This is a genomic window from Mesorhizobium qingshengii (genome assembly GCF_900103325.1).
Classification (GTDB): Bacteria; Pseudomonadota; Alphaproteobacteria; order Rhizobiales; family Rhizobiaceae; genus Mesorhizobium; species Mesorhizobium qingshengii.
Map to the genome: position 1 here is coordinate 283,994 of NZ_FMXM01000004.1, position 19,551 is coordinate 303,544.

Below are 19,551 nucleotides of genomic sequence, written 5' to 3' on the forward strand. Positions count from 1 at the left end.
GGTAGTTTCAACTGAACGGTTGCCGGCTACCCGACCGGCGTCTCTCCCACGAGCGATCGTGCCGTCCGCTCGTCGGTTATCAGGCCCCTGAGATAGCGGCCCTCCAGCACCGATTTGATGGCACGAACCTTCACCTTGCCGCCGGCGACGGCGACAATCCGGCGATTGCTGATATCCTCCCTGGCCAGAGCCAGCGCCCGGTTGGAAACGGTCGTCGCCACCGCATTGCCGGCATCGTCGAAGAAATGGCCGAGCAATTCGCCGACGCCGCCGTTGCGGCGGATCTCCTCCATCTCGCCCTTTTCGATCATGCCGGTGGCGACGAGCGACGCCTCGCGTTCGGCGGTGCCGATGCCGGCAAGCAGCAGGTCGGCCGATCTCGCGAGGTCGAAGACCTCGCTGATGCCCTTCTGCCCGAGCAGCACGAGCCGGTCCTCCGCCGTGTTGGCGAACATCGGCACCGGCATGACGTAGGCTTCGGCGCTTGTGCGTTCGGCGAGGCGGTGGATGACGTCATGCGGGTTGGCCGAGAATTTCCGCGTCAGGCCGCCGAGCAGCGAGACGAAGCGGATCTTGTCGGTCGAGGTGCGCGGCAGATATTCCACGCAAGCGGCCAGCGTGCGGCCATGGCCGACACCGATCAGCGCCTCCTCGCCGCGTTCGATCTCGCGCTTGAGAAATTGCGCGCCGGCAATGCCGAGCGCCTTGAGCGGCAGATCTTCCGAATCGAAATCGGGAACCACCTCGCAATAGTCGAGGCCGTAGCGACGGGACAGTTCGTCCTCGAGCTCGACGCATTCCGACACTTCGCCGTCGATATAGACCTTCACCAGCCCTTCCTGGTTGGCCTTGGTGATGAGGCGATGCGCCTTGAGGCTGGTCAGCCCCAGCCGCTTGGCAACCTCGGACTGGGTCAGGCCGCCGGCGTAATGAAGCCATGCGGCACGTGCCGCCATGCTGGTTTCATCGTCGCGCAAGAGCCCGTTGCCGAATCCGACCATTTCCGCCCTTTGATATTTTTATCAGCTTGTGCAAAATTTTTCATAAGACACCCCCAGAGTCAAGCGCCCAGCCATGCGAGAGGCTTGAAACAGCCTCCGGGCTGTTCAATGACAGTCGTGGGTGGGGAGCGAAGGGCAGCCGGCCGTATGCGCAGCGCCAGTCAGGAATGACGGCGGGCAGCCAGAAGAGAGAAGGCGCTTATACTTCGCGCAGGAAAGCGCACAGGCGCAGCTATGCAGATCCAGGCTGCGGCTCGGGCGGAGATCCGATTGCCGCATGGTCGTTGCACGATAAGGCTGACTGCGTTGTCAAAGGTCCGGGGCCAAGCTGTTCAGCACGCAAATCAGCACGCAAATCGCGATGACGCCGCTGCGAAGACGGGCCGCGTTTTGCCACCATTGATGCGGCGCCCCCCCTGGAATCACACCTCGCCCGGGACGCTACGGGCAATGCCCGGAGGCAGAGCTTTGCCGGACGGCGTCGGATCGAATGCGCCCTACTGCAGTATCCGCGACGGCGCCTGGCCTGAACGGTCGCCCGTGAACTCGGCGTTGGCGTCCCCCACCTCAAACGGACGATCGAGCCCGGTCGCCACGACCGACACCCTGAACTTGCCTTCCAGATTCTTGTCGAAGATGGCGCCGACGATGATGTCGGCATCCTCGTAGACCTCTTCGCGTATGCGGGTGGCGGCTTCATCGACCTCGAACAGGGTCATGTCGCGGCCGCCCGATATCGAGACCAGAACGCCCTTTGCGCCCTTCATCGAAGCCTCATCCAGAAGCGGATTGGCGATCGCCGCTTCCGCGGCCTTGATGGCCCGGCTTTCGCCGGACGCCTCGCCCGTGCCCATCATCGCGCGGCCCATGCCCCGCATCACCGATTTCACGTCGGCGAAGTCGAGATTGATCAGGCCTTCCTTGACGATCAGGTCGGTAATGCAGCCGACACCGGAATAAAGCACCCGGTCGGCGATGACGAAAGCGTCGGCGAAGGTGGTCTTGGCATCGGCGATCCTGAACAGGTTCTGGTTCGGGATGACGATCACGGTGTCGGCGCTTTCGCGAAGCCGCGCGATGCCTTCCTCGGCCATCTGCATGCGCCGCTTGCCCTCGAACGCGAACGGCTTGGTGACGACACCCACGGTCAGGATGCCGGCCTTGCGCGCCGCATGCGCGATGATCGGAGCGGCTCCGGTTCCCGTGCCGCCGCCCATGCCGGCGGTGACGAAACACATATGCGTGCCCTGGAGATGGTCCATGATCTCGTCGAGCGATTCCTCGGCGGCGGCGCGGCCGATCTCGGGAAGCGATCCGGCACCCAGCCCCTCGGTGACATGAGCACCAAGCTGGATCAGCCTCGTTGCCTTCGACATCGCAAGCGCCTGGGCGTCGGTGTTGGCGGCGATGAACTCGGTGCCCTGAAGCTGCTCCGCGATCATGTTGTTGACGGCATTCCCACCTCCGCCGCCAACGCCGATCACGGTGATCTTGGGTCTCATCTCGGAGATCTCGGGCTTCTTGAACTCGGCCATGCCGCTTTCTCCTTTGCCAATTGCGCGCTTCACGACCACCCGCAGACTGCCTTGGGGGGTATTGCAATCGAGCGGTGCGACGCGAATCAGTCCGCTCGGATGGGTGCCCCAAAAAGCCAGAGAGCGGCCGCGCGTGCAAGTGCGGCAAAAGTCAAGATTTGTGATGACGAGATCGACCTCGTGCCGCGGGACTGTCCGTCCCCGGCGATCCTGCGATCAGGCGCCGCTTCGGGACGACCCTGCGTCCCCGGAATCCGACTTGTTGCCCGCTCCAGGATCGGCATCGGCGACCGCGGGCGGGGACTCGGGCGCGAACCAACGGGCATGCAGCAACGACACGATCGCCGGCTCATGCGAGCGCAGGCATTCCTCGGCGCGAGATCCTCAAAAAACAGACTTTGCCACCAATCATGCCGCGATGGGGTATACCCCCAGGAAACGATGCCCGTAGTGTAAATCAAAATGGGGGTACGAGAGAATTGTCGAATTCGCCATCCAACGGATTGCACAGACCGGAATCGCGGCACGGACTTTTGCCGAAATGAGACATCCCGTCGATCACGGTGCCATGGCCGTTTCAGGTTACACGGTTCCCTGGCACGCAGCGGCCGGAACGCCTGTCGCCCTTCATGTCTCGTCGTCGCGGCAAGTGCGCGATGTGCGGATCGTACGGCTCGACACGCCCTCGGCTGAATTCATGGATTGGCCCATTGAACCGACCGGGGATGCCGCGTCCCACCGCGACTTCGACCAGGGATCGTTCCTGAAAATGGCGGCGTCGGAGCTTGCCAAGTGCGCGGAGATCCGCGGCGTCGCCTTTGAAGTGTACCTGACCCGCAATGACGGCATCCGGGTGCTGTTTGAGAGCGGTGCATTGCGGCTTCAGCTGCAGGACGGAAAGCTGACTTTCATCCATCATGGCGAAGCGCTTCAGACCGGCGGGACCGTGCCGGCAAACACCTGGCTGGCGGTCGAGATTTCATCCGATGACGGTGGGACAGCCCTTCGGATCAGCTCGGACGACCTGTTGGCGCCGTTTCACCTGCATCGTCAATTCAATCTGCCCTGGCAGCCTCCGTCAGACGACGTGTTCTTCGGCGCGAGCGCGGCGAACGACGTCAGGTCGCTCAACGGCAAATTCTCGGCAATCGCCTTGCAAACCACAAGCGGACGCATTGCCTGGAGGTTCCCCACCCTGCTGCCGAGCGGCCCGATCGCCTCGACAGGCGGAGATGGCGTCCTCTTGCTGGAAGCGGTCAACCAGCCGGCGTTCTGCATGACCTCACGCCGCTGGGACGGATCGAGTTTCGATCCAAGGCTGGTGCCGTCGCACTACGACGCCGTGCATTGCCACGACGACGACATCGGATCGTTGCAGTGGCCAGCCTCGTACCAATTGCATGTCCCCGCCGGGGCGACTGCCGGCGTCTACGCCTTCGAGGTTGGCCATGACGGCGGTGCGGAGCGCATCGTCTTCTTCATCACCTCGTCCGTCCGCCGCTCACCGCTGTTGTTCCTGGTGCCGACAGCAACCTATCTCGCTTACGCGGATGAATTCCTGCCCGCGCATCTGTACGAATGGATGTGCGAGGATCGAGGCCATCGCTTTGCGATCGATAACAATCTGAAGTCGCTCTACGACTACCACAGCGACCTCAGCGGCGTGTCGATCTGCTCCTACCGGAAGCCGAAGGCGACGCTGCGCGACGACTACAATTACCCGCTGTGTGGCTGCCCGCACAATCTGCCGGTCGACCTGCACTTGCTGCGCTTCTGCCATAGCAACGGCATCGCCTTCGATCTCATCACCGACCGCGACCTGCATGAGCGGGGTCTCGCCGGCCTGCAGGGCTATCGGGCTGTCGTCACCGGCAGCCACCCGGAATACATGTCGACCGAAATGGAACATGCCCTGCGCCAGTTCGCGGCAACAGGCGGCAGCATCGCCTATCTCGGCGGCAATGGTTTTGCCGGCAAGGTCGCGTTCCAGGACGATCTCATGGAATTGCGCCGTTCGCCGCTCGAAGCGGCGCGCACCTGGGATGGGCCGATCGCCGAACAATCGCTGTCGATCACCAACCAGCCGGGCGGCCATCTTCGCGCCAGCGGGCGCGGCGAATTCTCGCTGACCGGCGTCGCCATCTCGCTGATGGGCTTCGACGGGGCGCGCCCCTTCACACGCACACCGCAAAGCCGTGAACCTTCGGCCGCATGGCTGTTCGACGGCGTCTTCGACGAGACCTTCGGCAGCGAGGGCATCGTGCTCGGCGGCGCGGCCGGTTATGAGGTCGATGCCACCGATCCACATCTCGGCACGTCCCCCGATACTATAGTCATTGCGCGTGCAACCGGCTTCCCGGACAGTTTCGTCCATGACGCGACGCGCTGGTACGAAGGCGGCGCCAGCGAGTGCGCCGCGCGCCGTTGCGCGGAGATGACGCTGCGCCATCTTCCGTCAGGAGGTTTGATCTTCTGCGCGAGCTCGGTCGCCTGGTGCGGCGCATTGCCGACAGGCAGTGCCATGAACGACGTCGGCCGGATCACGATGAATTTGCTGACGCACCTGGCGGCGGCAAGGAGCCGGCCGACCAGATGCAGGAACTCTTGATGCATATCTGGCAGGAGCATCGCCTGACCGTGATCTTCGTCACCCACGATGTCGAGGAGGCCGTCTACTTGTCCGATCGCATCCTTGTCATGGGCCTCAACCCGGGGCGCATCAAGGAGTGCATTCCGGTGCCTTGCGACACTGCGATCGATGCGTCTATCATGCCGACCCACAAGTCGCTGACAATGGCCCACACGCGGCGTCCAGCCAGCAAAACAATTACTAGCGGCGAATGTCGTCAGCTGCGTAGATTAGCGACCCGCCAATGGCCGATAGAACACAATTCGGGTTGACCGCCGTCGACACTGTTCCCTTGCATGAGAAAGTCTATCTGGAACTCGTGCGGGCGCTGATGTCCGGCCAGTTCGTACCTGGCCAGAAGCTGACCTCACGCAAGCTCGCCAAGGAACTCGGCACCAGCGACATGCCGGTGCGCAGCGCCTTCATGCGGCTTCAGGCATTGCGCGCGCTCAGCCCGATGCCGAACGGCAGCGTCGAGGTGCCGGTGATCTCGGCCGAACGGTTTTCGCAGTTGACCGCCGTGCGCACGATCCTCGAAGGCTCGGCAACCGAGCTTGCGACTAAACTCATCAACGGCAACAATCTGCGGACGATCCGACGCCACGGCACCGAACTGACCCTGGCAGCCCGCAAGGGCAATATCGACGACTATCTCAGGAAGAACTACGACTTCAAATTCTCGATCTATCGCCATTGCGGCAACGAGCAGATGATCTTCCTGATCGAGACCGTATGGATGCAGGTCGGCCCGTTTCTGCGGAACCTCGCCATGGGGTTCGAGGACGACCTCGCCTCCATCCTCGACATCGACTATCACGAGGAAGCCGTCGCGGCGATCGAGGCCCAGGACGGGGAACGAGCCCGCGCAGCCATCGTGCGCGACATCGACGAAGGCGCCACACATATCCTGCAGCAGGCCAGATTTCCGGGAACAAGAACCTAGAAATGCCACTTGGCTTTCCATTCTCTTGCCTCTATGTTGCGATCGCAGATCGCACAATTGGTTTTGGAAATGCCTCCCGACATCCCGGCTAGTGAATTGAAAAAATAAAGAAAACCCTCTGGTAGCAGCCAGGGTTCGTTTTCAAAAAACTCACAAGCTATTTTTACCAGGGACGTGCGGCCGATCAGGCCGCGGCACCAAAAACCAGAGGTTGGAAATTGAGCGATGCAATTGCGGACGTTCTGAACTGGCTTGAAAGCAGAAGCGATATCCAGAGCCTGAGGGCGGCGGTGTGCGACCTCAACGGTGTCATGCGCGGCAAGCGCATCCCGGTCGAGCAGGCACGCAAGGCGCTGGAAGGCAAGCTGCGCATGCCCTATTCGCTTATCGGCCTCGACATCTGGGGCGAGGATATCGAAGGCAACACGCTGGTCTTCTCGACCGGCGATGCCGACGGACTTTGCCAATGGACCGGACGCGGCATTCTCCCGGTGGCCTGGACGGCGCATCCGACGGCGCTTGTCCCGCTCTGGCTCGCGGACGAAACCGGCGCGCCCTATCTCGGCGATCCAAGGCGGGCGCTGGCCCGCATCCTCGACCGCTACAAGGCGTTGGGATTGACCCCGGTCGCGGCAACCGAACTTGAATTCTATCTGGTCGACCCGCAATCGCAGCGGCCGGTCGGCCCCGTCTCACCGGTGACCGGGCGCCGTCTCGATTCCGATGCGGCGTTGTCGATCGATGAGATCGACGACTTCGAGGCCTTCATCTACGATGTCTACGAGGCCTGCCGAACGCAAGGCATTCCAGTCGATACCGCCATTGCCGAAAATGGCGTCGGCCAGTTCGAGATCAATTTGAACCACGTCGCGGACGCCCTGCGGGCGGCCGACGATGCCGTCCTGTTCAAGCGCACGGTCAAGGGCATCGCCCGCAAGCACGGCTTCGCCGCCTGTTTCATGGCCAAGCCCTATGGCGACCGCGCCGGCAATGGCTTTCACGTCCATTTCAGCCTTGTCGACGGCGAAGGGCGCAATGTGTTCGACGACGGCACCGATCAGGGCTCGGAGATCATGCGCCATGCGGTCGGGGGCCTGCTTGCGGCGATGGCCGAGAGCACGCTGGTGTTCGCACCGCATTTCAATTCATACCGCAGGCTTCGTCCGAGGTCCTACGCGCCGACTGCCGTAGCCTGGGGCTACGAGAACCGCATGGTCGCGATCCGCATTCCCGGCGGCCCGACTGGCGCACGCCGCATCGAGCATCGCGTGTCGGGAGCGGACGCCAATCCCTATCTCGTGCTTGCGGCCATATTGGGCGCCGCGCTGATCGGCATTGAAAGACAGATGTCACCGGGCGATCCGGCCGGCAGCGATGGCCAAGGGCTTGCGCCGGCCAAGCTGCCGCCGGACTGGGCGTCCGCGATCGCCGCCTTTGAAAGCGGGACCCATGTGGCGGAGATCTTTCCAGCGATCCTGCGCGACTCTTTCATCGCCTGCAAACGCCAGGAGCTGAATACGTTCGCGCTCAATGTCAGCGATTTCGAGATCGAAACCTATCTCGAAAGCGTCTAGCCCCGACTGACCGGCAGCTTCCTGCCCTATAGGGCACCGCTGCCGATATCGACGAGGTAGGCATCTATCCATACGGCTGGGCCAATGCGACCGAGCGGGCGCGCATCGATCGGTCATGCAAGCAGCTGGATTGTCAGAACGCCTCGACCCATGGCCTGAGCTCGACTTCGAAGCTCCAAGCGCTCCGGTGCTGACGATGGGCCGCGAGATAGGCCTCGGCGATCGCGTCCGGCGACAGGCGGCGGTCCGGCCGGTCGGGCTCGGATGCCTGTCCGGGCGGCTCGATCTGGCCGTCGATGATGAAGTGGGCGACATGGATGTTTTGGGGACCCAGTTCGCGGGCCATGGATTGCGCCAGTCCGCGCAGGCCGAATTTAGGCATGGCAAAGCCGGCGGAGCCGGAAAATCCCTTGAGGCTGGCGGTGGCACCGGTGAACAGGATCGATCCCGAGCCACGCGCCAGAAGTCGCCGCGCCGCCTGCTGGCCGACCAGGAAGCCGCCATAAGCGCCTACCAGCAGCGCCTGCCTGACCGCATCGGGATCGAGCTCGGCGATCGGGCCTCGCGTGCGCCCGCTGGCGTTGAACACCGCAAGCGCCAGCGGACCGGCCTTGTCGGCGGTCTCGAACAGATTTGCGACGGAGGCCGGATCGGCGACGTCCGTCTCGACGGCCAGCGCGCCGGTTTCGTCGACCAGGGAGGCGAGTTTTTGGACATTGCGGGCGGCCAGGACCACACGAAAACCATCCTTGGCGAGAAGGCGTGCCAGCGAGGCGCTAAGGCCCTGCCCCGCGCCTGCTATCACTGCAACGTTGGATGCCATGATATCTTCCTCCTTGCGAATGAACGCGCTGCGTTTCGCAGCGTCGCGCCTTCAGCGACGAGAGGCAAGAAGAGCCTTGCTGGAATTTTTGGCGCCTGGCGGATGCGGATGCCAAAAGCTGCACGTGCTAGCTCGCGGACGACCAGCCGACCTGCGACCTCGGCAGGACAGAAGCGGTGGGAAGGATCGCCGCGGGTGGAGTTGGCCCCCGTTGCCCAACCATCCTACGAGGCGCGATCCGCCTTCAGCACCGAGACCGCCGCCTCGCTGTTGTGGACATACTCGTTGGCGTCGGGCTGCTTCTGCACAAGCAGGATGAACAGCAAATCGGTCAGCGTCAGCTGCGCGTCGCGCGCGGTGATGGAGGAAGAGCGCGCGCGCTCCTCGTCGGCGACGGTGTAAAGGCGGATGTCGGCGACGCGGCTCAGCGGATTGTCATGCAGGCCGGTGACGGCGATCACCGTCGTGCCGCGCTTGCGGGCAAGCTCGGCGATGCGCAAGGTTTCGATGCTGGCGCCGGAATAGGAGAGTGCGAACAGCACGTCGCCGGGCCCGAGCGTCGAGACATTGGCCATCTGGATGTGGCTGTCGCTGTCATGCAGCACGTTGCGGCCGAGCTTCATCAGCTTGTAGGAGAAATCGCGGGCCACCAGCGAGGAGGCGCCGACACCGACCAGATGGATGCGGCGCGCGCCATCCAGCAGCTCCAGCGTCCTGGAGATGATGCGCTCGCTGTTGGCGGCCACCGTCTGCTGCATCGACAGAAGCTTGCTGCCGATCAGCTTCTTCAGGATGACCTGATAGTTGTCGCCGACCTCGATCGAGCCGTGGATGACGCCGGCCGGCACCTGCCATTCCTGCGCCTTGGCTTCGCTGACCGCGAGCTTGAGTTCCTGATAGCTGGCATAGCCGAGCTTCTGGCTGAACTTGACGACACTCGACTGGCTGCGCCCGATCTCGGCCGCGAGAGCAGCCGTCGATAGCCGCAGCATCTGGTCGGGATTGTCGACGATATACTGGCCGATCTCGCGATCGCCGGGCGCCATGCCATCGAGCTTCGCATTGATCCTGTTCAGAACAGACACGGGAATCCCTCGCGTTTTTCAGGCCCGCAAGCCCCAGACGACCTGCCGGGTCAAGGAATGAATTATTCCAATTTCGATTGACAGCCAAGAACGCAGAATTAATTCTCGACCTAGACCGGGCTAGGAACCGGAATTCGGAGCATTATCTCCGGAGCGAGACGCCGGCCCGGCGCTCATCACCAAGGTTTCAGCCCATGGACAGATTGCGGATCGTCGGCGGACAAAGGCTGGAAGGCGCGGTGACGATATCCGGCGCCAAGAACGCCGCGCTGCCGCAGATAGCGGCGGCGCTGCTCAGCCCCTACCCGCTCGAACTGACCAACCTGCCTGATGTGACCGACGTCGAGAACATGCTCGGCGTGATGCGGCTTCATGGCGCGGAGGTGACACGGTCGGCTCATGCCGCGACGATCGACACCAGTGCCGCCGTTTCCAAGGAAACGTCCTACGACACGGTCAGAAAGATGCGAGCGACGGTGCTCGTTCTGGCGCCGCTGCTCGCCCGTTTCGGTCAGGCGCGGGTCTCGCTGCCGGGCGGCTGCGCGATCGGCGCGCGGCCGGTCGACATGCATGTGGCGGCGCTCGCGGCATTGGGCGCCAGGATCGCGATCGAGAATGGCTCGATCGTCGCCTCGGCGCCGAACGGACTGACCGGCACACGTATCGTTTTGAGCTCGCCATCGGTCGGGGCAACGGAAACCGCGATGATGGCGGCGTCCGCGGCAAAGGGCGAAACCGAAATCCTGAACGCGGCGCGCGAGCCTGAAGTGGCGGACCTCGCCGCTTGCCTCAACGCCATGGGCGCGCACATCGAGGGCGCTGGCACGCACCGCATCCTGATTGCCGGCAGGACGAGCTGGCATGCGGCCAGGCATGACATCATTCCGGACCGGATCGAGGCCGGCACCTATGCCATCGCCGCGGCGATCACCGGTGGCCAGCTGGAACTGACCCATGCCCGGCTCGAGCACATGGCATCGGTGGTGCAGCTTCTCGAGGCCACCGGCGTCAGCGTCTGGCCCGGCGACCGCGGGCTCATCGTGTCGCGCGACCGGCCGCTCAGGGCCGTCGACGTCACGACGGAACCCTACCCGGGTTTTCCGACCGACCTCCAGGCGCAGTTCATGGCGCTGATGTGCTGTGCCGAGGGTGCATCGCTGTTGCGTGAAACCATCTTCGAGAACCGCTTCATGCATGTTCCCGAACTGATGCGGCTCGGCGCCAACATCAAGCTGCAGGGCACCATGGCGCTGGTGCGTGGCGGCGAGAAACTGCACGGCGCGCAGGTGATGGCCACCGATCTGCGCGCTTCGGTATCTCTGGTGCTGGCGGCGCTGGTGTCCGAAGGCGAGACCATCATCAACCGCGTCTATCATCTCGACCGCGGCTATGAACAACTGGACCGCAAGCTCCGCCTGTGCGGCGCCGACATCGAGCGGCTGAGCGCATGAGCAGCAGCGCGGACCACTATTTTCTCGGCGTCGACGGCGGCGGCACCGGTTGCCGGGCCCGCATCGAGGATGCGAACGGAACCATACTGGGACAGGGCCTGTCGGGTCCGGCAACGACCCGGCTCGGCATCGACGCTGCCTGGGCCTCCATTGCGAAAGCTTTCGGCACGGCGATCGAGGAGGCAGGCTTTGGACCGGCGCAGAGCGCCAGAATCCGCGCCGGCATCGGTCTTGCCGGCATCGGCCGCAAGGGCGCGCTGGAAGCGTTGCGGGCGATCGCGCACCCGTTTGCCAGCATCGATTTCGTCAGCGACGGCGTCGGCGCCTGCCTTGGCGCGCATTCCGGTCTGGACGGCGCCATCGTCATTGCCGGTACCGGCTCGATCGGCCTCGGCTTCGTCGAGGGGCGCGATCTGCGCGTCGGCGGCTACGGCTTTCCGATCTCCGACGAGGGCAGCGGCGCCGATCTTGGACTGAAGGCCGTGCAACTGGCGTTGCGCGCCCATGACGGTCGGCACGAGCCGACCGCGCTGCTGGCAGAGGTGATGCAGCGCTTCGAAAGCGACCCGATGGAAGCCGTCGCCTGGATGGATCGAGCCAGTGCCACCGACTACGCGGCCCTGGCGCCGATGGTAATGCGCCATGCCGACCAGGGCGATCCGGTCGGACGGCGCATCGTGCAAAGCGCGGCCGAGCAGATCGATACGCTGGTGCGGGTGCTGTTCGAAAAGGGCGCGCCGCGCGTGACCCTGCTGGGCGGACTGTCCAGCCCGATCGAGCCCTGGCTTTCCCCCGATGTCCGGCGCCGGCTGAAGCCCGCTGACGGCGATGCCGTGTCGGGAGCGATCATCCTTGCCAAGAGATCCCTCGGCGGGCGATAGCGCCTTGCCCCAGGAAGGAATAATATATTCCATATTCCTGTTGACGATACGAATATTCAATTCTAAGAAGTTAACAAAAGAAAACAGGGCGGCAACCATGGACCCACGGTCCGTGCGCAGCGGTGCCGGTACGAGCCATGCTCGCCACCGCCTGGGCCGCATGATTTTTGAAAGCAAGCGATGACCGAGCACGGGTTGATGTCTGAGCTGGACCGGCTGGTTTCCGAGGGCCGAAACCCAAGGACGATGGACATCGACTTGCTGCCGACCATTGACGTCCTGCGCAAGATCAATGACGAGGACAGGGCCGTCCCGGCGGCTGTCGAAAAGGTTCTACCCGACATCGCTGCCGCGGTGGACCGGATCGTGCTTGCCTTCCAGAAAGGTGCGCGGCTTGTCTATATGGGCGCCGGCACCAGCGGCCGGCTTGGGGTGCTCGACGCTTCGGAATGCCCGCCCACCTTCGGCGTGCCGGAAGACATGGTCGTCGGCCTTATCGCCGGTGGTCCCGACGCGCTGGTGCGGTCGACGGAAGGCGCCGAGGATGATCCGAAAATGGGCGCCAAGGCATTGCAGGAGATCGGGCTCACCGCCGACGACGTCGTGGTCGGCATCGCGGTCAGCGGGCGCACGCCTTACGTCATCGGCGGATTGAACTATGCCAGGCAGGTGGGCGCAACGACGGTCGCCCTGTCCTGCAATCCGGCGTCGACCATTGCCGGTATCGCCGACATAGCCATCTCGCCGGTTGTCGGCCCGGAAGTGCTCACCGGCTCGACCCGGCTGAAGTCGGGAACGGCGCAGAAGCTGGTGCTCAACATGCTGACCACCGCCAGCATGATCCGCATCGGCAAGAGCTACCAGAACCTGATGGTGGATCTCAACCCGTCGAACAAGAAGCTGGTGGCCCGGGCGATCCGGATCGTCATGCAGACGACCGGCTGCGCGGCGCAACAGGCAAAACAGGTGCTCGCCCAGACCGGCAATGACGTGAAACTGGCGATCCTGGTGACGATCACCGGCATGGGCGTCGAGGAGGCGCGCGTAGCTCTTGGCAAGGCCGGAGGCTTCCTGCGAAAGGCAATCAGCGACGTTACGGCGGCATGAGGCCGCTTGAGACAAGACGGCATGTGCCGCTTGAGACAAGACGGCGTCAAGCCGCATAGACTGGGCCGATACTCCAAAGCATGGAAGCGGTCGGCAGAAACTGCAAGGCATCAAGTTCAATCACAATGGGAGACGAAAATGATCCACCTCACAAGAAAGCTGCTGTCAGGCATCACGCTGGCGGCGATGCTCGGCATCGCGACGGTTTCGACGCAGGCGGCAACGCTGCACATGGCCTGGTCGCAGGACGCCACAGGACTTGACCCGCACAAGCAGACCGCCTTTTCGTCGCTGCGGCTGCTGGAACTGATCTATGAGCCGCTGGTGCGGGTCGACGCCAGCCTGCAGATCATCCCCGCCATCGCCACATCCTGGGAGTTTTCCAAGGACGGCAAGGCGCTGACCTTCAAGCTCGATCCCAAGGCGAAATTCCAGGACGGCACCGCTGTGACCTCGGCCGACGTCAAGGCATCGTTCGAGCGCATTCTCGACGAGAAGACGGGCGCGGCCGCCCGCGCCAACTTCCTGTCGATCGCCAGCATCGACACGCCGGATGCGGCGACCGTCGTGTTTCATCTGTCGCAGCCCGACGTGCCGATCCTGACGGCGATGAGCGACGTCAACGCGGCCATCGTTCCGGCAAGCGAAATCAAGGCCGGCTCGATCGGCACCAAGGCGGTCGGCTCGGGTCCGTTCAAGCTCGACAAATGGGACCCCAACGCCAAGGAAGTCCTGAGCGCCAACAAGGATTGGGCTGGCGGCGCGACGGGCGTCGACGGCATCGAGATCAGCGTGCTGCCGGACGAAGCGGCGATCCTGGCCGCCATGCGTACCAAGCAGATCGATTTCGCGCTGCTCAACGACCCGCTCGTCGCCACGCTGGTGCCGAAGGAACCCAGCCTGCAGTTGAACCGCGAGCCGGTCTTGTCCTATCACGTGCTGCAGCTCAATCCGTCGCGCAAGCCGATGACCGAGCTCAAGGTGCGCCAGGCGATCTCTTGCGCCATCGACCGGCAAGAGGTGCTGGACACCGCTTCGCTCGGCGAAGGCAAGGTCACCGGACCGCTGACCATTCCGGCTATGGCGACCGATCCGAGCCAGCTGTTCTGCTACAAGCGCGACGTCGAAAAAGCCAAGAAGCTGATGGCCGAGGCCGGCTTTGCCGACGGCTTTTCGGCGACCGTGATCGGCGCCACCGGCGAGCCGCCGACGGCGGCGGCGGAAGCCCAGGTCATCCAGTCGCAGCTCGCTGAAATCGGCGTCAAGCTGGACATCAAGATGATGGAGCTCAACGTCTATGTCGACGCCTGGCTGAAGGGCGATTTCGACATGGCGATCGCCTTGAATGGCGGCCGGGCCGACCCCTACACCATGTACAATCGCTATTGGACCAAGGCCGGCAATCTGCAGAAGGTGGCGAACTACATCGACGACACGCTCGACAGCCTGATGCAGAAAGGCCGCGCCGAGACCGACCCGGCGAAACGCAAGGTGATCTTCGCCGAGTTCGAGAAACACCTCGCCGAGGTGTCGCCGTGGATCTGGCTCTACACCTCGTACAGCTACACGGCCCAGCAGAAGAACATTGCGGGGTTCGTACCGACGCCGACCGGCACGCTGTTCAGCCTGAGCAAGGTTACCATTCAGCAGTAGCCGCCGCTGGCATTGGACGAGAGGACTTCTTCGCGTGAACTATCTGATGCGACGACTGACGGCGTTTCCTCTCGTCCTGCTTGGCGTGTCCATCCTGGTCTTCGTTGCGATCCGGATGGTGCCAGGCGATTCGATCACGGCGATGCTGGGCACCGAGGCCGGGCTGCTGACCCCGGCACAACGTGACTCGCTTGCCGCCTATTTCGGCATCGACCAGCCCTGGTTCGTCCAGTACTGGCGCTGGATAGGCGGCATCCTGCACGGCAACCTCGGCATCTCGGTCACCTATGGCAGGCCGGTGCTCGACGTCATCCTCGAGCACTTCCCACTGACACTCGAACTGGCAGTGCTGTCGATGATCATCGCGCTCATCGTCGGCTTGCCGGCCGGGATCTTTGCCGCCACGCACAATGAGAAACCGTCCGACCTCGGTGTGCGCATCGTCGCCATGGTCGGCCAGTCGACGCCAAGCTTCGTGCTCGGCCTGCTGATCATCTACACGTTGTCGGCCGGCTTTGGCGTGCTGCCGGCGATGGGCGAGTTCGCGCCGCTCTGGCAAGATCCGTTGCGCAATCTCAGCCAGCTGATCCTGCCTGCCATCACGCTCGGCTTTGCCTTCGCCGCGTCGGTCACCCGCATATCGCGCTCGGCCATGCTCGACGTGTTGAGCGACGACTATGTCCGCACCGCGCGCAGCAAGGGTGCATCGGCGCGCAGCGTCATCTGGCGGCATGCCCTGCCCAATGCGCTGATCCCGGTCGTGACGCTGAGCGGCATCGAATTCGGCTATCTGCTGGGTGGCGCCGTCATCGTCGAGCAGATCTACGCGCTGCCAGGCCTCGGCCGCATGGTGCTGGATGCGATCCAGCAGCGCGACTACGCGCTGGTGCAGGGAAGCGTGCTGTTCATCGCCCTCAACTTCATGATCGTCAATCTCCTGGTCGACCTCGCCTATGTCGCGCTCGATCCGCGCATCCGGCTCGGAGAACAATGATGCGCATCCTGCGAGCCATCTTCGGACATGGCAGTGGCCGCATCGGCGGCGTCATCGTCGGCGTCTATCTGCTGATCGCCGTCCTCGGCATGCTGGGGCTGACGCCGCACAATCCCATCACGCAATACCGGATCGACCGGCTGCATGCGCCCAACGGCGCCTACTGGATGGGCACGGACCTGTTCGGCCGCGACGTGGCCAGCCGGCTGATGGCGGGCGTCGGCCAGTCCTTCACGGTTGCCTTCTTCTCGGTGGCCTTCGCGACCCTCGCTGGCACCGTGCTGGGGCTGGCCGCCGCCTGGCTCGGGCGCCGCTGGGACGGTGTGCTGATGCGGCTCATGGATGTGCTGCTGGCCTTTCCGGCAATCCTGCTGGCACTGCTCATCGTCACCGTCGCCGGGCCGGGAACGTGGACCAGCGTCGTCGCCATCGGCATCGTCTACACGCCGATCTTCACCCGCGTGGTGCGCGGCCCTGCCCTTTCGCTCAAGGCGCGCGAATTCGTCGACGCCGCGCGCACTTTCGGCAGCAGTTCGAGCTATATCGTCACGCGGCATCTGCTGCTCAACCTGGTGGCGCCATTGACCGTGCAGGTAACGCTGGCACTGGCCTGGGCGCTGCTGACGGAAGCAGGCCTGAGTTTTCTGGGGCTGGGCACACAGCCGCCCGCCGCCTCGCTCGGCCTGATGCTGAGCGACAGCCGCAACCTGATGGAGACAGCACCCTGGCTGATGATCTTTCCGGGCCTGGCAATCATGATCAGCATCCTCGGCTTCAACCTGCTGGGTGACGCCTTGCGCGATATCCTTGACCCGAAGATGCGGAGGGCGCCGGCATGATCCCGCTTCTCTCCGTCCGCGACCTGCGCGTCGGCTTCGGCCGCGATCCGCAAGCCAATGAGGTGGTGCGCGGCGTCAGCTTCGATCTGGCCGACGGCGAAACATTGGCGATCGTCGGCGAAAGCGGTTCCGGAAAATCGGTCACCGCGCTGTCGATCAATCGTCTCATCGATTTCGGCGGCGGCCGCATCACCGGCGGCGCGATGAAGCTGAAACGGGCCGACGGCGGCATCTTCGACCTGATGACCGCGACTGAGCCACAACTGACCGGCATTCGCGGCGCCGAGATCGGCATGATCTTCCAGGAGCCGATGACCTCGCTCAATCCGGTGCTGACCATCGGCACGCAGATCGAGGAATCGTTCCGGCTGCACCGCGGCCTGACCGGCAGGCAGGCCACGGCGGCGGCCAAGGATGCGCTCGACCGCGTGCGTATACCCGATGCCGCGCGGCGGCTGAAATACACGCCCAACCAGCTGTCAGGCGGCATGCTGCAGCGGGTGATGATCGCCATCGCGTTGGCCTGCAATCCGCGCCTGCTCATCGCCGACGAGCCGACGACGGCGCTCGACGTGACGGTGCAGGCGCAGATCATGGCGCTGCTTGCGGAGTTGAAGCGGGAAACCCGCATGTCGATGATCTTCATCACGCACGACATCGGCCTGGTTGCCGGTATCGCCGACAAGGTGATGGTGATGCAGAGCGGAAAGGCTGTCGAACAGGGCGAGTTGAACCAGATCCTCGACAATCCGCAGCATCCCTACACGCAGCACCTGCTGCATGCCGTGCCGCATTTTGCCAACGGCCGCGCGACGCGCGTTGACGGACAGCGTGACAAGGGCGCAAGCACGGAACCAGCCTTGAAGGTCGATGGTCTGGTGGTGCGGTTTCCGCTCAAGAGCAGTTTCTTCAGCCGCGCCACGGGCGCGGTGCATGCCGTCGACGGCGTCGACTTCGACCTGATGCCAGGCGAGACGCTGGCCATCGTCGGTGAGAGCGGCTCGGGCAAGTCGACCACCGCCCGCGCGGTGCTGGGGCTGGTGCGATCGACGCGCGGCAGCTTCACGGTCGGTGCTCGAAAGGCTTCGGCGGCGCAAAGCGCCCTGCCCGTTCAAATGGTGTTCCAGAACCCCTATGCCTCACTCAACCCGAGGCTCACGATCGAGAGCATTCTGGCCGAGCCGGTGATCGCTACCGGCGGCCGGGTGGATGCCGGGACGCGGGCGAGGATGGCAAGCCTGCTCGAACGCGTCGGCCTGCCAAGGAACAGCCTGGAACGCTATCCGCACGAGTTCTCCGGCGGCCAGCGGCAAAGGCTGTGCATCGCGCGGGCGCTTATGCTCAACCCATCCGTCGTTGTTCTGGATGAAGCGGTTTCGGCGCTCGATGTGTCGGTGCAGGCCAAGGTGCTGGAGCTTCTGGTCGACCTGCAGCGCGAGTTCGGGCTGGCCTATCTGTTCATCTCGCACGATATGGCTGTCGTCGAGCGGATCGCCCACCGGATCGCCGTCATCTATGCCGGCCAGATCGTCGAAATCGGCGACGCGACCTCGGTGCTGGCGAAGCCGAAGCATTCCTATACGAAAAAACTTATTGCCGCCGTTCCGACCATCGACCGTCGCCATGAGCATTTCGAGCTCGACACGCGCCAGGTTCCCTCGCTAGTGCGCCCGCAGGGATTTGAGCCGGATGCGGCCAGATGGGAGCAGTTTGGCAGCGATCATATGGCGAGGGTGGAAGGTTGATAGCCCTGGGATATCCGAGGTTGGCGGGACAGCGCCCCCCTCTGCCCTGCCGGGCATCTCTCCCACTTGGGGGGAGATTGGCCGCTTTGACCTTCCGCCCACCTTCCAACGCAGAAGGTTGGCGAAAGCATTGGCGACATCCGGTCTCCCCCCTAGTGGGGGAGATGGCCGGCAGGCCAGAGGGGGGCGCGAAGGATCGCGGCCTCTCCGATGGAAGTCGGCATTGACCGACCTCGCCCAGATTTTCGACCGAGCGTTCCAGCCGCTAGAAGCGGCTGTAGCAGAGGGTCGCATTCCCGGCGGCGTGCTTGGCATCGTCGACAAGAACGGCCACCGCATCACCAGGGCAATCGGCTCGGCGCAACTCGTTCCGAAACTCCGACCCATGCAGGACGAGACGTGGTTCGACCTGGCGTCGCTGACCAAGGTCATCTTCACCACGCCGCGCATCCTGGCGCTGGCCGAAGACGGCGTCATCGATCTCGACGCGCCGCTGATCTCGGTGCTGCCGGACCTTCGCCAGTATGATGCGGAGGCTTGGGAGCGGAAGGTGACGTTCCGCCAGTGCCTCGGCCACCAGACACCGTTTCCGGCCGTCGAGCCGATCTACACCTACGGGCGCGATCCCGAGCTGCTGCGCGCCTTCATCCTGCAGCGCGAATGGCGGGCACGGGACCCGGTCTACTCCGACATCAACTTCATTCTGCTCGGCTTTGCACTTGAGCGGCTGTCCGCAAAGACCATCAGGGACATGGATCCCGGCCCTGGCTTTGCTTTCTCGGCGGAGCCGGATGCGTCGGCCGCCACCGAGGACTGCACCTGGCGCCATCGCGTGCTGTCCGGCGAGGTCCACGACGACAATTGCTCGGCGCTGCAAGGCTCGGGGCACGCCGGCCTGTTTGGAACAGCCGCTTCCGTGCTCGATTTCGCGCAAGGGCTGCTGGATGGCACGGGGGCATCCGAGCGTTCGATCGCACTGATGCGTACTCCCTTGTCCGCTACACGCACCCATGGCTGGGAGCGTCCCTATGACGGCTGGTCCGGCGGGTCCTTGTGCAGTCCGGGAACCATCGGCCATACCGGCTTTACCGGCACCGGACTGTGGATCGACTTCGACAGAGGCAAGGCATGGACCTTGCTCACCAACCGGATCCATCCGACACGTCATTTCGACAGCGGAATCATTTCGCTTCGGCAGGCGGTCGGCGATCTCGTCAACGGAGCATGATCCCCAAAGGTGGACCGGGTTTTGGGATAGGATCACGCTCAAGGCAAAGAGGCAGAGCTCAAC

At 63.9% G+C, this 19,551-nt stretch carries 15 protein-coding genes and 1 pseudogene; 12 read left to right on the forward strand and 4 right to left on the reverse strand.

The window, feature by feature from the left end:
- Positions 1–26: 26 nt before the first annotated feature.
- Positions 27–1,001, reverse strand: a complete 975-nt coding sequence (locus tag BLS48_RS08145; protein ID WP_091576608.1) for a sugar-binding transcriptional regulator — start codon at positions 999–1,001, stop codon at positions 27–29.
- Positions 1,002–1,498: 497 nt separating this feature from the next.
- A complete protein-coding gene (ftsZ, locus tag BLS48_RS08150) occupies positions 1,499–2,536 on the reverse strand; it encodes a cell division protein FtsZ (RefSeq protein ID WP_091576610.1) in 1,038 nt (345 codons plus the stop codon).
- A gap of 541 nt (positions 2,537–3,077) precedes the next feature.
- Between ftsZ and BLS48_RS08155 the strand changes: the two genes are divergently transcribed.
- The 4 genes and pseudogenes from BLS48_RS08155 (at position 3,078) to BLS48_RS08170 (ending at position 7,682) form a co-directional block, all read left to right on the forward strand.
- Positions 3,078–5,144 carry a N,N-dimethylformamidase beta subunit family domain-containing protein gene (locus tag BLS48_RS08155; protein ID WP_091576612.1) on the forward strand — a complete coding sequence of 689 codons (2,067 nt, stop codon included), beginning with the start codon at positions 3,078–3,080 and terminating at the stop codon, positions 5,142–5,144.
- Positions 5,126–5,437 (forward strand): annotated as a pseudogene (locus BLS48_RS36765) (hypothetical protein); the annotation flags it as partial. The gene BLS48_RS08155 and the pseudogene BLS48_RS36765, both read left to right, overlap by 19 nt.
- Positions 5,410–6,108, forward strand: coding sequence for a GntR family transcriptional regulator (locus BLS48_RS08165; RefSeq protein ID WP_091576613.1), 699 nt, complete (start codon positions 5,410–5,412; stop codon positions 6,106–6,108). The pseudogene BLS48_RS36765 and the gene BLS48_RS08165, both read left to right, overlap by 28 nt.
- 218 nt (positions 6,109–6,326) lie before the next feature.
- Positions 6,327–7,682: a glutamine synthetase family protein gene (locus BLS48_RS08170; RefSeq protein WP_091576615.1), complete on the forward strand. Its 1,356-nt coding sequence runs from the start codon at positions 6,327–6,329 to the stop codon at positions 7,680–7,682.
- A 133-nt stretch (positions 7,683–7,815) separates the two neighbouring features.
- On the opposite strand, the gene BLS48_RS08175 is transcribed toward BLS48_RS08170, so the two are convergent.
- Both BLS48_RS08175 and BLS48_RS08180 read right to left on the reverse strand, forming a co-directional pair.
- Positions 7,816–8,505, reverse strand: a complete 690-nt coding sequence (locus tag BLS48_RS08175; protein WP_091576616.1) for an SDR family NAD(P)-dependent oxidoreductase — start codon at positions 8,503–8,505, stop codon at positions 7,816–7,818.
- Between the two features lie 224 nt (positions 8,506–8,729).
- Complete coding sequence (locus BLS48_RS08180) at positions 8,730–9,590, reverse strand: MurR/RpiR family transcriptional regulator (protein ID WP_091576618.1); 861 nt, start codon at positions 9,588–9,590, stop codon at positions 8,730–8,732.
- Between the two features lie 194 nt (positions 9,591–9,784).
- On the opposite strand from BLS48_RS08180, the gene murA reads away from it, so the two are divergent.
- The 8 genes from murA (at position 9,785) to BLS48_RS08225 (ending at position 19,488) form a co-directional block, all read left to right on the forward strand.
- Entirely contained in the window at positions 9,785–11,041 is a 1,257-nt protein-coding gene (murA, locus tag BLS48_RS08185) for a UDP-N-acetylglucosamine 1-carboxyvinyltransferase (RefSeq protein WP_091576619.1), read from the forward strand.
- Positions 11,038–11,922 (forward strand): glucosamine kinase nucleotide-binding domain-containing protein, encoded by an 885-nt coding sequence (locus BLS48_RS08190; RefSeq protein ID WP_091576621.1) that lies wholly within the window; start codon positions 11,038–11,040, stop codon positions 11,920–11,922. Before murA ends, BLS48_RS08190 begins: the two co-directional genes overlap by 4 nt.
- A gap of 180 nt (positions 11,923–12,102) precedes the next feature.
- Positions 12,103–13,029 (forward strand): N-acetylmuramic acid 6-phosphate etherase, encoded by a 927-nt coding sequence (gene murQ / locus BLS48_RS08195; protein WP_091576622.1) that lies wholly within the window; start codon positions 12,103–12,105, stop codon positions 13,027–13,029.
- Between the two features lie 138 nt (positions 13,030–13,167).
- Complete coding sequence (locus tag BLS48_RS08200) at positions 13,168–14,682, forward strand: ABC transporter substrate-binding protein (RefSeq protein WP_091576624.1); 1,515 nt, start codon at positions 13,168–13,170, stop codon at positions 14,680–14,682.
- 34 nt (positions 14,683–14,716) lie between these two features.
- The gene (locus BLS48_RS08205) at positions 14,717–15,676 is read left to right on the forward strand and encodes an ABC transporter permease (protein ID WP_091576625.1); all 960 of its coding nucleotides are present in this window, start codon (positions 14,717–14,719) and stop codon (positions 15,674–15,676) included.
- Positions 15,676–16,515, forward strand: a complete 840-nt coding sequence (locus tag BLS48_RS08210; protein WP_091576906.1) for an ABC transporter permease — start codon at positions 15,676–15,678, stop codon at positions 16,513–16,515. The genes BLS48_RS08205 and BLS48_RS08210 overlap by 1 nt, the downstream gene beginning before the upstream one ends.
- Positions 16,512–18,260 (forward strand): ABC transporter ATP-binding protein, encoded by a 1,749-nt coding sequence (locus BLS48_RS08215; protein WP_091576627.1) that lies wholly within the window; start codon positions 16,512–16,514, stop codon positions 18,258–18,260. Before BLS48_RS08210 ends, BLS48_RS08215 begins: the two co-directional genes overlap by 4 nt.
- 223 nt (positions 18,261–18,483) lie before the next feature.
- Positions 18,484–19,488 carry a serine hydrolase domain-containing protein gene (locus BLS48_RS08225; protein WP_091576628.1) on the forward strand — a complete coding sequence of 335 codons (1,005 nt, stop codon included), beginning with the start codon at positions 18,484–18,486 and terminating at the stop codon, positions 19,486–19,488.
- The last annotated feature ends 63 nt before the right edge of the window (positions 19,489–19,551 follow it).

Bases quoted from the DNA above. Each gene is read 5' to 3' on its own strand.
- BLS48_RS08145 (WP_091576608.1), bottom strand. From the start codon at position 1,001: ATGGTCGGATTCGGCAACGGGCTCTTGCGCGACGATGAAACCAGCATG.
- BLS48_RS08190 (WP_091576621.1), top strand. From the start codon at position 11,038: ATGAGCAGCAGCGCGGACCACTATTTTCTCGGCGTCGACGGCGGCGGC.
- BLS48_RS08200 (WP_091576624.1), top strand. From the start codon at position 13,168: ATGATCCACCTCACAAGAAAGCTGCTGTCAGGCATCACGCTGGCGGCG.
- murA (WP_091576619.1), top strand. From the start codon at position 9,785: ATGGACAGATTGCGGATCGTCGGCGGACAAAGGCTGGAAGGCGCGGTG.
- ftsZ (WP_091576610.1), bottom strand. From the start codon at position 2,536: ATGGCCGAGTTCAAGAAGCCCGAGATCTCCGAGATGAGACCCAAGATC.
- BLS48_RS08165 (WP_091576613.1), top strand. From the start codon at position 5,410: ATGGCCGATAGAACACAATTCGGGTTGACCGCCGTCGACACTGTTCCC.
- BLS48_RS08175 (WP_091576616.1), bottom strand. From the start codon at position 8,505: ATGGCATCCAACGTTGCAGTGATAGCAGGCGCGGGGCAGGGCCTTAGC.
- BLS48_RS08215 (WP_091576627.1), top strand. From the start codon at position 16,512: ATGATCCCGCTTCTCTCCGTCCGCGACCTGCGCGTCGGCTTCGGCCGC.
- BLS48_RS08210 (WP_091576906.1), top strand. From the start codon at position 15,676: ATGCGCATCCTGCGAGCCATCTTCGGACATGGCAGTGGCCGCATCGGC.
- murQ (WP_091576622.1), top strand. From the start codon at position 12,103: ATGACCGAGCACGGGTTGATGTCTGAGCTGGACCGGCTGGTTTCCGAG.
- BLS48_RS08155 (WP_091576612.1), top strand. From the start codon at position 3,078: ATGAGACATCCCGTCGATCACGGTGCCATGGCCGTTTCAGGTTACACG.